Below are 12075 nucleotides of genomic sequence, written 5' to 3' on the forward strand. Positions count from 1 at the left end.
CCAATGCCTGTTCATATTGAACAGTTTTAGCATGAATTTGAATCAGATTCTCCATTTCCATGTACATCTTCCTGACCGCAGCAACAATCTTAATAATTATGTCAGGAAACAAACAAAACCACAAACATTGGGCATCACGATCTCCATTCGACAGCACGCCGCAGCTAAGCAATACAACGCTTCATTTATCCACCCCCGGAGAACTGTTTGACGACCTCAGCGTAGAGAAAGAGCCAGTCTTATAATCAATTCAATATTGTCAATAAAAATCGGACTCATGATCAGCAATCTCGATAGCCACATTTTTTCAACGTTGCGAGAAAAGGAGTTGATCTTATCACGCTCTGTATACTAATGACGTCTCTCAAAATCCATACCTCAATGCGTTGTATCCAAGAGGATACTATAATTATTTCGGAAAGATACTACAGATTGGCATTTCACAACGCGAAAGATAGCAAGAACTCAATAGTGTCAACGTGGATAAAGTACGTTTTTATATTAGTCTATGATATTGTTTCAATATGAACAGCGTCGTAAACTTTTTTCGAGTTGTACAACTTGCACATTCAATCTGTTCCTCCTTTATTTATGCCTATAAAGATATAGATTTCTTCTAAAATAAGTACTGAGCAACCTGTTGATTGTGAATTTTTCAACAATCTAATGAGTATTCCCTACCCAATAACTTTCATTATTGTCTTTTTTGTCTTTTTTGTTGCGATTGAATGGCATTGAGATTAGTTTCACTCGCCGAAGCGGTGCATGCGCCGACCCCGCTTTACTCTAGGGAAACAATTCGGTATTCTCCTCCCATAGTCGACAAATCCTCCCCTTTTTTGACGGCGCAGAAGTTTTGCGACCGTAGAACCCGTAACATGAACGGTGATTCCCCATGGATGTTGTCTTTCTTGACAAAACTCGCGACGATGCATTCGTCGCCGAGGTGGAACGTGAAAGTGGGCAGAACGTAGCATTGTGTTACCAGTGCGGTAACTGCACTGCCGGCTGTCCCTACACGTTTGCCTACGACATTCCGGTCAGTCAGATCATGCGACTCCTCCAAGCTGGTCAAAAAGACCGCTTGTTAAAGTGCAAATCGATCTGGCTCTGCGCCACGTGCGAATCATGCACGACGCGCTGCCCCAATAACATTGATGTCGCAAAAATCATGGATGTTTTGCGTCACCAAGCCAGACGGCACGGTTTGGCTGGAGAACGCAACGTCAAGGTTTTCTGGGACGCCTTCCTCGACTCGGTTAAGGCCCACGGTCGGGTGTTCGAACTCGGCGCACTGGCAACGTATGTCACGCGCACAGGACGCTTCTGGACCGATATGGACCTTGGACCCAAGATCTTCCCCAAAGGAAAAATTGGGTTCAAGCCTCATGACATTAAAGGGAAAGACGAAGTCAAAAAGATTTTTGACCGATTCATGGAGGAAAGCTCCAAATGAGTTCCCCACGCACGTATGCCTATTACCCCGGTTGCTCGGGTCTGGGTACCTCCATGGAGTACGACATCTCGACTCGGGCCGTTTGCAAGGCCCTGGGGATGACGCTCACGGATATCCCGGATTGGAGCTGCTGCGGCTCGACTCCAGCCCATACTGTAGACCATAGCTTTTCCACGGCATTGTCGGCGAGAAACCTTAAGATTGCTGCTAAAGCTGGCCTCTCGACCGTTACCACGCCGTGCCCAAGCTGTCTGACCAACCTCAAGACTGCTGGCAAAAACGTCAAAGATGCTGAGTTCAAGAAAAAGGTCGAAATTCTGCTTGACGGTCAGTTGCCAGAATTACCTGAAGTCATGTCGGTTCTGCAGGCACTGTATGAAGATATTGGTGCTGACGTTGTTGCCGAGCATGTCAAAAAGCCCCTGACCGGTCTCAAAGTCGCCTGTTATTATGGATGTATTATGAACAGGCCCCCAGAAGTGATGGAGTTCGACGATCCGGAACATCCCATCGCAATGGATAAATTGATGGAAGCGGCTGGTGCTACCGTCATTCCATTCCCCTTGAAAGTGGAATGTTGTGGAGCATCACTTGGTGTGGCGAGAAAAGACGTCGTCGCCAAATTGACGGGGAAACTCATTGATACTGCCGCTGGCCTTGGGGTGGACGCCCTGGTCACAGCCTGCCCGCTGTGTCAGATGAACTTAGATTTGCGTCAAGATCAGGCCAATGCCGCTTTGGGCACTCGGCATCGCATTCCGGTCTTCTACTACACCCAGCTTCTCGGACTCGCTTTCGACCTCCCGGAAGAAGCGCTTGGTCTGGACAAACTGTGCGTCGACCCGCATCACGCCCTTGAAACTGCAAAAGAGCGCGCGCAAAACACCAAGGTCCGGGAGGAAACTGCATGAAAATAGGTGTTTTCGTCTGCCATTGCGGCAGCAATATCGCTGGTGCGGTTGATCCGGCCAAAGTTGCCGAATCCGCTCGCGCCTTGCCGGATGTCGTCATCGCTACCGATACGCTCTACGCTTGTTCCGAACCGGGACAGCAAGGCATTATCGACGCGGTCAAAGAATACGAACTCGACGGTGTGGTTGTCGCATCCTGTACTCCTCGTATGCACGAAGCAACATTCCGTCGTGCTGTCGAACGTGCCGGTATCAACCGCTATATGTTCGAAATGGCCAACATCCGCGAGCATGTCTCCTGGATTGGCAAGGATAAGGAAGCCAACACGAACAAGGCCGCCGAACTCGTTGGCATGGCTGTTGAAAAATTACGCCGTGACCGACCTCTTATCCCCAAACAGTTTGATATCAATAAGCGCGTCATGATCATCGGCGGCGGTGTCGCCGGTATCCAGGCTGCGCTGGACTGTGCCGATGGCGGACTTGAAGTCATCCTTGTGGAAAAGACGTCGTCTATCGGTGGTAAAATGGCCAAACTCGACAAGACCTTTCCAACGGTCGACTGTTCGAGCTGTATTCTTGGCCCCCGCATGGTCGATGTGGCTCAGCACCCGAACATCACGCTGTATGCCTACTCCGAAATTGAATCCATCAGTGGATATGTCGGAAACTTTCAGGCAAACATCCGGAAAAAAACGACCTATGTCGATTGGGAGCTGTGTACGGGTTGCGGACTGTGTATGGAAAAATGTCCGAGCAAAAAATCCACAGACCACTTCAACGAAAAAGTCGGTGTGACGACGGCTATCAACATCCCCTTTCCCCAAGCTATCCCAAAGAAAGCCGTTATTGATGCCGAGTTCTGTACGAAATTGATTAAGGGTAAGTGCGGTGTGTGTGCCAAGGTTTGCCCGTCCAAAGCCATCAAATATGAGATGGAAGATGAAGTCGTTACAGAGAACGTTGGCGCTGTCGTCGTTGCCACGGGCTTTGATCTGTTCGATTATTCGGTTTATGGGGAATACGGCGCAGGAAAGTACCCTGACGTTATTACGTCCTTGCAGTACGAACGCCTCTTGTCGGCCTCCGGTCCGACGGGTGGCCATATTAAGCGTCCCTCCGACGGCAAGGAACCCAAAAATATCGTCTTTATTCAATGTGTGGGCTCACGTGACAAATCTGTTGATCGGCCGTACTGCTCCGGTTTTTGCTGCATGTACACGGCCAAGCAGGCCATTCTGACGAAAGACCACATCCCCGATTCTCAGTCTTATGTCTTCTACATGGACATTCGGTCTCCGGGGAAAATGTACGACGAGTTTACCCGTCGGGCGATGGAAGAATACGGTGCCCGCTACATTCGTGGTCGTGTTGCCATGGTCTACCCCAAAGGCGAAAAATACATCGTCCGCGGAGCGGATACGCTCATGGGGACGACGGCTGAAATCGAAGCCGACCTTGTCGTTCTTGCGGTTGGTGCCGAAGCGGCCAAAGGTTCCCCTCAGTTAGCCGAAAAGCTGCGCATCTCCTACGATAAATATGGCTTCTTTATGGAAGGCCACCCCAAACTCAAGCCTGTTGAAACCAACACGGCCGGGGTCTATCTCGCCGGTGCTTGTCAGGGGCCCAAAGACATTCCGTCGTCTGTTGCCCAAGGCAGTGCTGCGGCAGCCAAAGTGCTGGGGCTGTTCTCCAAAGATAAGTTGGAAAGTGACCCGCAGGTTTCGCATGTGGAAATCAAGCGCTGTGTCGGCTGCGGCAAGTGCGTAGAAACCTGCCCGTTTGGTGCTGTCAAGCTCGTTGACTTCCGCGGTATGCCCAAGGCTGAAGTCATTGAGACCGTCTGCCAAGGCTGCGGTATCTGTGCGGTTACTTGCCCACAGGGAGCTATCCAGCTTGAGCATTTCACAGACAACCAGATTCTTGCTGAGGTGAACGCCTTATGTCGGTCTTAGAAGGAAAAGAACTGCGCATTGTCGGTTTCCTGTGCAACTGGTGCTCCTATGGTGGCGCCGATACGGCCGGTGTCGGCCGTATGAGCCAACCTACGGACTTGCGTATTATCCGCTTGCCGTGCTCCGGTCGCATCAATCCCCTATTCATCGTCAAAACGCTGTTATCCGGCGCTGACGGCGTGCTTGTTTCGGGATGTCACCCGCGTGACTGTCACTACGCCGAGGGCAACTTCTATGCCCGTCGTCGTCTTGAAGTGCTCAAACGGTTCCTCCCCATCGTGGGAATCGAACCTGCCCGTTTCGAGTACACGTGGGTTTCGGCTTCCGAAGGCCAGCGTTGGCAAAAAGTGGTCTCGACCTTCACCGACCAGATTCACGGTTTAGGGAAAGCGCCCAGGCTGACGCCTTCGGCTGAAGCCCTGGCCGCCGCTTCCGCCCTGTAGCGGCCGCGGTTGTACGTATGCGTGAGCGCCATTGCGTCAACGCCGACATAAGGAGTTCAACGTGAGCACCGTCTTTGATTTGCAAGCCAAAATCAAGGAGCTGTTGCCCGATCTCGACTGCGTCATCGGCTGGAAACAGGGCTATGATCCCCTGCATGCCACGCCGCATTTCATGCGCACCGAAGCCGACGTCGACAGCTTCATTTTCAATCCTTTGTGCGTTCATAACCCGGCGACGTACCTGCCTAGCCTTAAAGGCAAAAAGGTCGGTATTGTCGTGAAAGGCTGTGACAGCCGTTCGGTTATCGAACTTTTACAGGAAAACCTTATCAACCGCGACGATGTGGTGATCTTCGGCCTGCCCTGTTCGGGGGTTGTCGATATCTCCAAAATCAATAGCGCTATTGAAAAGAAAGGCCTGAACCCGGGCCGTATCGAGTCGGTTGAAGCCGACGATAAGACCGTTCGCATCGCGATTGACGGTCAAAAGATCGAACTGGCCGTGGCGGACGTCGCGGCACCCAAATGCACTGTTTGCCGCTATCACAACGCCATCGAAAGCGATCATTTCTTTGGTGATCCCTTGCCGGCAACCGTTGAGAACGACGAATACGCCGATGTTGCCGCCATTGAATCCATGGCACTGGCTGATCGGTTCGCCATGTGGAACAAAGAAATGGAGCGTTGCATTCGCTGCTACGCCTGCCGTAATGCGTGCCCCATGTGTGTATGCCGCGACCACTGCGTCGCCCAAAGCCGTGACCCGCACTGGCTCACGCAGGAAGATGCCATCAGCGAAAAGTTGTTCTTCCAAATGATCCATGCGTTCCACCTGGCCGGTCGTTGCACAGAATGCGGCGAATGCCAGCGCGCCTGTCCGGTCAATATTCCTATTTTGACCTTCAAGCGCAAGATCAACAAGGAACTCAAGGAACTCTTCGACTACACGGCCGGAGTCGATCTCGAGGCCAAACCACCACTTCTCGCCTTCAAGGTGGAAGAAGACAATATTAACGAGCGAGGCTGGTGATGTCCGGATACCTTAAACAAGAAGACCTCGCAGCCTGGATTGACGCCATCAGCGCCGATCATGAGGTGCTTGCTCCGCAGGCCCAAGGCAACTCGGTCGTATTTGCTCCGTATGTCAAAGGCGCTTCGCTGGTCTTTGATCGCGATGCCACGACATCCCCGAAGCGGTCGGTTTTTCCACAAAGCGAACCGCTGATGAACTACACCTACAAAAAAGACCCTGAAGACTTGGGGAAAGTTGATTTGGAGTTGGTCGAAGCACCCGCTCCGAAGCCGACCGTTGTTGTCGGTTCGCGTCCTTGTGGCGCTCGCGGCTTCCTTGCTTTCGATCGGGTCTACTACGGCAAAACCGTGACTGACGTACCGTATCTGCGCCACCGTCAAAACACGGCCTTCATCACCATGGCGTGTTCCGAACCGGAAACGACCTGCTTCTGCCATTGGGTTGGCAGTGGCCCCGATGATGCCGAAGGCTCCGATGTTTTGCTGACTCCGGTTGCAGGTGGCTATTTTGCCAAGGCTGTCACGGAAAAAGGCGAAGCCTTGTTGGCCAAAGCCACTGTATCCAGCGATGCCGGGAAAGAGGACGAAGCCAAAGCTGTTGTGCAAAAATGCAAAGACGCTTTGGGCGAATCCCCGGACCTCAGCACGGCACCGGCCCGTCTGCTCGAACGCTTCGACGACATGACGTTCTGGGAAGCGATGGCTTCCAAGTGTATCAGCTGCGGCGCCTGCACGTACCTGTGCCCGACCTGCTACTGTTTCACCATTACCGATGAAATTTGTGGTTCGGGTGGGTCGCGTATCCGCTCTTGGGACAACTGTATGTCCTTCCAGTTCACGCTGGAAGCGAGCGGGCACAACCCTCGTCCAACCAAAGCACATCGGCTGAAAAACCGTGTTGGACACAAGTTCAGCTATTACCCGACCATTCATGACGGAAACATCTCCTGCTGCGGTTGTGGCCGCTGCATCAAGAGCTGCCCCGTCAGTGTCGATATTCGCGAAATCGTGCTCAGCGCCATGGAGCCGAGCCAGGAGGCCGCCAATGACTGAGAATCCTATGAGCGTTGACTTGAGCAACGAGCAAAACCCGTACCTGCCTGTTATCGGTACGGTCATTGAGACGATTCAGGAAACACACAACATCATGACGTTTCGCGTTGTTTTGCCTGATGCCGTCATGAAAGACTTCAAGTTCGAGCCGGGGCAAGTCGGTCAGTTGTCGGTTTTTGGCACGGGGGAATCCACCTTCGTCATCAACTCGCCTCCGACCCGTATGGACTACCTCCAGTTCAGCGTCATGCGCGCCGGTGAGAACACTGCCAAGCTTCACACGCTGAAAGCTGGAGACAAAGTCGGTGTACGCGCACCGCTCGGCAACTGCTTTCCGTACAATGACCTCAAAGGCAAAAACATTGTCTTCGTCGGTGGTGGTATCGGTATGGCTCCGTTGCGCACCCTGCTGCTGTACATGCTCGACAAACGCGATGACTATGGCGACATCCAGCTCCTCTATGGTGCCAAATCGCCTCAGGATATGGCGTTTTCATACGAACTTCCCGACTGGCTCGGTCGTAACGATCTGAAAACGGTCCTCACCATCGACCGCGAAGCCGAAGGCTGGGAACACGCTGTTGGCCTTATTCCCAATGTGTTGTTGGAAATGGAACCGTCAAAGGAAAACACGGTGGCCATCACCTGTGGCCCGCCGATCATGATCAAGTTTGTTTTACAAGCCTTGAAAAAACTCGGCTTTGAAGACGATCAGATCATTACCACATTGGAAAAACGCATGAAGTGCGGCGTAGGCATCTGTGGTCGATGCAACATTGGCGGCAAGTACGTCTGTGTTGATGGCCCGGTCTTCACCTACGCTCAACTCAAGCAACTGCCCAACGAACTCTAGGCTGTAAACGATTCCGCCGGATCGGCCGTTTATGGTCGATCCGGCGTTGATGCAAGGGAGAACCACTATGGCCTCTTTTTTCCATGCCAATGAAATCGCCAAGTTCGCCGTTGAGATCGAACGGCGCGGGCAGGAATTCTACCGCCAGGCAGCATTGAATGCTCAAGAGCCTGATGCTCGCAATTTTTTTGAATATTTTGCGGGTGAAGAAACCAAGCACGAACAACTGTTCCAGCAACTGTTCGATCGCCTTGGCAAAATCGAACTGCCTGCCTGGAGCACTAGCAATGAATACGTTGAGTATTTGAACGCACTCATTGACTCGCACCAAATCTTCACTCCCGGTTTGGCCCAACGCTTGGCTGAAAAAGCCAAAGATAAAAACGAAGCCATCCGCATGGCCATGGCGTTTGAAAAAGACACGATCCTCTTTTTCATGGAAATGCGTGAACTCGTGCCGGAAGCTGAAAAAGCCTTTATCGCGGAAATTATCGAAGAAGAACGCGGGCACCTTAAAAAGCTGCGCGGAGCGTTGTCGAAATAACGCTTATTAAAATAACTTTAATCGATTTATTTGCAAAAAGCTGTACATTCGTTGGAATGTACAGCTTTTTACATTATTAGGAACAACAGAAAGATCAATCGCTGAATGCCAAAAAACTCCACATCATTCTTCAGAGTACATTATTTATTCTATATACCAACTTTAAACATTGTTTTGAATCTTTAATAAGTGACTATAGTTTCTCTGCAACATATCCACCAAACAACAATGATTTATAAAATTTATAAGTTTTTGAAAAACCAACTTTATAGAGCAATTCGTGAATTCTCTCTGCTGAAATAGATTGAACATCTGAGCTCACATGATCAAAATCTTTATCGATTTGCTCTTTATTATTTCGTGTACTATATTGATGACACTTCCATGCCGACAACAGAAATCTATATTCTTCTGAGTTCTTGTCACCTTCAATGTCGATAAGAATGAATTTTGCGCCGACTTTCAATTTATTAAATATATTAGAAAGATATGCTTCTTTATCTCCATTATCTTCTAAAAACTGCATCACAAGAATCGATGTAGCGGCATCAAAATTGTTTTTTTGAATATCATTTACTGTTCCGTGAAAAACGTCAATTTGCTGCGATAAACTTTTGTGTTGTATTTTCTGCTGTGCATTACGCACCATCTCTTCACTCGGGTCAACCCCGTAAATAGACCATTCCTTCTGAGGTTCTGCATAGGTAATTGCTTCATGGCCTGTACCAATGCCAGAAATGAGTATTGATGCACGATTTTCCAGATTATCCTTCAAAATATAGTACGCCAACTCGTGCATTTGCTTATAACCAAGAATCACTTTTTGAATCTTATCATCATATATATTTGCATGCTTCTCGCTAAAGTGCTCGACAGCATCAAAAGAAGTGTTCTTTGTCATCATCATATCCTCATCATATTTTGATTGGTCATGGAGATTCGTTATCGACAAGAAACGACAACGCTATGCAATAAGTATCACAAAAAAACCTCCGCATCACAACGGAGGTTTTTCTGTCCTGCCATGATCAAGACGCACACATGGAGCACCTCAGAACAGGCACACAAAGGCCATATATACAACAACGAAAACGAACAGGCGGAACGCCTTGCCAGGCAGAACGGATATGCGCTTTAGCGCGGTCGGAATGTGATCCGGCCTCGGGTGAGATCGTAGGGGCTGAGTTCAACGGTGACTTTGTCTCCGGGCATAACGCGGATGCGAAATTTTCGCATTTTCCCGGAAATGTGGGCCAACACTTGGTGATCGTTATCCAAAATGACGCGGAACATAGCGTTAGGGAGTGCTTCTTCAACAGTGCCAGTGACTTGGATTCCTTCTTCTTTAGACAAATGGCCTCCTTGGTTGTCGATAAAGATGAAAAAACGCCTGCTCCGCTGATGCGGAGCAGGCGTTGTTATTCAGTGTATACGTAAGAAAGCGGGCTCTTACCAGCGGTTGTTACGAGGAGCCCGCGGCTGGGCTTCGTTCACCTTCAGGATACGGCCGCCGAAATCAACACCGCTCAGGGCATTGATGGCTTCATCGGCGTCTGGCTTTTCCATTTCAACGAAGGCGAAGCCTCTGGAGCGACCCGTTTCACGGTCGGTGATGATTTTGGCCGAGATAACCTCGCCGTGCTGGGAAAAGAGGTCAGAAAGTTCGTCCTCGGTCGTGCTCCAGGGCAGGTTGCCCACGTAAATACTCGTCGCCATAAGATGTAATGCTCCTTAAACAAGATAGATGGAAAGGCAAATGCAACACGTGCAACATGCAACGACGGCATCCGCTGAACATGGGGCTGGCAAGCCACCCCCCCTTTGAAATTGATTTTTCAATCAACTTCGTCTCGGCACAAAAAACTTCAGCCAAGAAGCATTGGTTACTATCCGTTTCAAAAGATGATGTCAACGGAAATATCATCTAAAATGATATTTATAGTGCAAACCGCTTTTAGACCTTGTTACGGTCTTGCCCGCCCACCAGAGCCTCCACGTTCTCGGACAGAGGACTCGGACACACAGTAGCCCGCGTCAAAGTGAGCAGAACGGCACATCCTCGATCAGTCGTCCCAACTGGACTTTGAATTTCTATCATTCCTCCAAACCGCCGAATCAACCCCTTTGTAATGGCAAGCCCTAATCCGGAGGAACCTGATTTTTGCTGACATGATCGGCCACACCGGTAGAATCGTTCAAACACACGCTCCAAATGATCGCGAGGAATTCCTGGGCCGGTGTCTTCAATACGAATGGACGCTGTCAATTCTCCAAGTTCTGCAGAAATCGTTACATGCCCAGGCTTGTCCATATATTTGACCGCATTCTCAATGCAGTTCGTAAATATCTCGATCAACCCCTTCTTGTGACCCAGCACACACACTTCGTTTTCTTCCAAGTGGCTTATTAACTGGACCTCGTTCTTTTCTGCTAAAGGAGAAATGACATCGAAACAAAACGTCACAACGTCATATAAGTCGACCGGATAAAGATCACGACTATCAGACCCGTTCTCGATTCGGGAGAGCCGAAGCAGGTCATCGACCATTGAAGAAATGTGGCTAGCATTTTTCATAATTCGCCGCTGAAAATCGGCGGCAATCTCCGGGTCAGATGGCGGGTTATCCAGCAGCGTCTCCGCATACCCTTGAATCGACGTGATCGGGGTACGCAATTCGTGGGAGACATTGGTCACAAAGTCTCGTCGAACCTCTTCGAGCTTCCGTATATATGTGATGTCATGAAAAACGAGGACAAATCCGGATTCTTTCGATGGATCATTGTATTTCTCAATGGAAACATCAAGATACTTATTGTTGATAAAAACCTGGATATGATTTTCCTGCGCCTCCCCCTGCTTCGTCGCTTCAATGGCAGCATGTAATTCAGGATTCATGGATAATTCAAGTACCGTCACATGCTCATGACTCCCGACATCCGGAAAGATGGACTGCAGCGCACTGTTCCAATGCCGAATCCGTCCTTGTCCGTCCAAGACCAGAACACCTTCGGCCATACCGTTCAACATGGCTTCGATCTGAAGTCTTTTCTCCTGCAGATCATGAAATGTTACGGTGATATTCTCCGCCATGACATTGATAGCTTCTGCAAGAGGCTGAAATTCAACCCCCGGAACGACATGAATACGCCGATCCCATTCTCCTTGCCCAATAGCTCGTGCAGAATCGGCAAGACGACGAATGGCGCGGGATAAATTCCCTGAAATAAAAAAGCTGACTCCACCAGTTAACACTAAAGCAATAGCAAGAATAATGATGAAATTCCGTGTCACTTCACTTTGATGACTCTCAACGAGCGATTCTGGAATCGCCAACCGGAGAATCCCCGCTGGCAGTGTTGATGTTTTTTTCATACGACTGGCAACATAGATGAGACGCTTCCCCAGTGTGGAGCTATAGCGTGTGCTCATTCCATGTCCATCCTGTACGGCTTCAATGACTTCCGGTCTGTGACTATGATCTTCCAGTTTTTCAACATCTTCAACAGGAACATCGGAGTCCGCAACCACAGTCCCATCGACTATATACGTGAGTCGAGAATGCAATTTCTTGGCAAGCTGCCTCGCCCAGATATTGAAGTCACGCATGCTCATTGGTTCAGTGTTGTTTTCGATAAACCACCGTGCCAATTCCAGGCGCTGCACGGCTCGTGTTCCGGCTTCTTCCCGGATATCGGTTTTCATGAGACTATTATAGGTTGTAAACAGCACAACCTGTGACACGAAAAGAACGACAGCAAAAAATAGAAACGTCTGCGTTCGAAAAGAATATTTCGTCATTTCTCCCTCTCCTTTGAGAAACGCATTCA

The 12075-nt window shown here is 49.7% G+C and carries 12 protein-coding genes; 8 read left to right on the top strand and 4 right to left on the bottom strand.

Annotation, left to right across the window (positions count from 1 at the left end; translation table 11 throughout):
* Positions 1-895: 895 nt before the first annotated feature.
* From G451_RS0106110 to G451_RS0106145, 8 genes are all read left to right on the top strand, one after another.
* Positions 896-1456, top strand: coding sequence for a 4Fe-4S dicluster domain-containing protein (locus G451_RS0106110; RefSeq protein ID WP_027183551.1), 561 nt, complete (start codon positions 896-898; stop codon positions 1454-1456).
* Positions 1453-2367 carry a CoB--CoM heterodisulfide reductase iron-sulfur subunit B family protein gene (locus G451_RS27975; RefSeq protein WP_034640920.1) on the top strand — a complete coding sequence of 305 codons (915 nt, stop codon included), beginning with the start codon at positions 1453-1455 and terminating at the stop codon, positions 2365-2367. Before G451_RS0106110 ends, G451_RS27975 begins: the two co-directional genes overlap by 4 nt.
* The gene (locus G451_RS0106120; RefSeq protein ID WP_027183552.1) at positions 2364-4322 is read left to right on the top strand and encodes a CoB--CoM heterodisulfide reductase iron-sulfur subunit A family protein; all 1959 of its coding nucleotides are present in this window, start codon (positions 2364-2366) and stop codon (positions 4320-4322) included. Before G451_RS27975 ends, G451_RS0106120 begins: the two co-directional genes overlap by 4 nt.
* Positions 4310-4765 (top strand): hydrogenase iron-sulfur subunit, encoded by a 456-nt coding sequence (locus G451_RS0106125; RefSeq protein ID WP_027183553.1) that lies wholly within the window; start codon positions 4310-4312, stop codon positions 4763-4765. The genes G451_RS0106120 and G451_RS0106125 overlap by 13 nt, the downstream gene beginning before the upstream one ends.
* A gap of 61 nt (positions 4766-4826) precedes the next feature.
* Positions 4827-5795 carry a 4Fe-4S dicluster domain-containing protein gene (locus G451_RS0106130; RefSeq protein WP_027183554.1) on the top strand — a complete coding sequence of 323 codons (969 nt, stop codon included), beginning with the start codon at positions 4827-4829 and terminating at the stop codon, positions 5793-5795.
* Complete coding sequence (locus G451_RS0106135) at positions 5789-6850, top strand: 4Fe-4S dicluster domain-containing protein (protein ID WP_425387482.1); 1062 nt, start codon at positions 5789-5791, stop codon at positions 6848-6850. The genes G451_RS0106130 and G451_RS0106135 overlap by 7 nt, the downstream gene beginning before the upstream one ends.
* Positions 6843-7703, top strand: a complete 861-nt coding sequence (locus tag G451_RS0106140; protein ID WP_425387480.1) for an FAD/NAD(P)-binding protein — start codon at positions 6843-6845, stop codon at positions 7701-7703. The genes G451_RS0106135 and G451_RS0106140 overlap by 8 nt, the downstream gene beginning before the upstream one ends.
* Before the next feature lie 67 nt (positions 7704-7770).
* Entirely contained in the window at positions 7771-8247 is a 477-nt protein-coding gene (locus tag G451_RS0106145) for a ferritin-like domain-containing protein (RefSeq protein WP_027183557.1), read from the top strand.
* Positions 8248-8440: 193 nt separating this feature from the next.
* Here the strand turns inward: G451_RS0106145 and G451_RS0106150 are convergent, their stop codons facing one another.
* From G451_RS0106150 to G451_RS27980, 4 genes are all read right to left on the bottom strand, one after another.
* Positions 8441-9154: a class I SAM-dependent methyltransferase gene (locus G451_RS0106150; protein ID WP_084448410.1), complete on the bottom strand. Its 714-nt coding sequence runs from the start codon at positions 9152-9154 to the stop codon at positions 8441-8443.
* A 227-nt stretch (positions 9155-9381) separates the two neighbouring features.
* Positions 9382-9600: a translation initiation factor IF-1 gene (gene infA / locus G451_RS0106160; RefSeq protein WP_027183559.1), complete on the bottom strand. Its 219-nt coding sequence runs from the start codon at positions 9598-9600 to the stop codon at positions 9382-9384.
* 96 nt (positions 9601-9696) lie between these two features.
* The gene (locus G451_RS0106165; RefSeq protein WP_027183560.1) at positions 9697-9963 is read right to left on the bottom strand and encodes an RNA recognition motif domain-containing protein; all 267 of its coding nucleotides are present in this window, start codon (positions 9961-9963) and stop codon (positions 9697-9699) included.
* 238 nt (positions 9964-10201) lie between these two features.
* Entirely contained in the window at positions 10202-12046 is a 1845-nt protein-coding gene (locus tag G451_RS27980; RefSeq protein ID WP_156921531.1) for a HAMP domain-containing sensor histidine kinase, read from the bottom strand.
* Positions 12047-12075: the final 29 nt, after the last annotated feature.

The organism is Desulfovibrio inopinatus DSM 10711, assembly GCF_000429305.1.
Classification (GTDB): domain Bacteria; phylum Desulfobacterota; class Desulfovibrionia; order Desulfovibrionales; family Desulfovibrionaceae; genus Alteridesulfovibrio; species Alteridesulfovibrio inopinatus.

Bases quoted from the DNA above. Each gene is read 5' to 3' on its own strand.
- G451_RS0106110 (WP_027183551.1), top strand. From the start codon at position 896: ATGGATGTTGTCTTTCTTGACAAAACTCGCGACGATGCATTCGTCGCC.
- G451_RS27975 (WP_034640920.1), top strand. From the start codon at position 1,453: ATGAGTTCCCCACGCACGTATGCCTATTACCCCGGTTGCTCGGGTCTG.
- G451_RS0106120 (WP_027183552.1), top strand. From the start codon at position 2,364: ATGAAAATAGGTGTTTTCGTCTGCCATTGCGGCAGCAATATCGCTGGT.
- G451_RS0106125 (WP_027183553.1), top strand. From the start codon at position 4,310: ATGTCGGTCTTAGAAGGAAAAGAACTGCGCATTGTCGGTTTCCTGTGC.
- G451_RS0106140 (WP_425387480.1), top strand. From the start codon at position 6,843: ATGACTGAGAATCCTATGAGCGTTGACTTGAGCAACGAGCAAAACCCG.
- G451_RS0106145 (WP_027183557.1), top strand. From the start codon at position 7,771: ATGGCCTCTTTTTTCCATGCCAATGAAATCGCCAAGTTCGCCGTTGAG.
- G451_RS0106150 (WP_084448410.1), bottom strand. From the start codon at position 9,154: ATGATGATGACAAAGAACACTTCTTTTGATGCTGTCGAGCACTTTAGC.
- G451_RS0106165 (WP_027183560.1), bottom strand. From the start codon at position 9,963: ATGGCGACGAGTATTTACGTGGGCAACCTGCCCTGGAGCACGACCGAG.
- G451_RS27980 (WP_156921531.1), bottom strand. From the start codon at position 12,046: ATGACGAAATATTCTTTTCGAACGCAGACGTTTCTATTTTTTGCTGTC.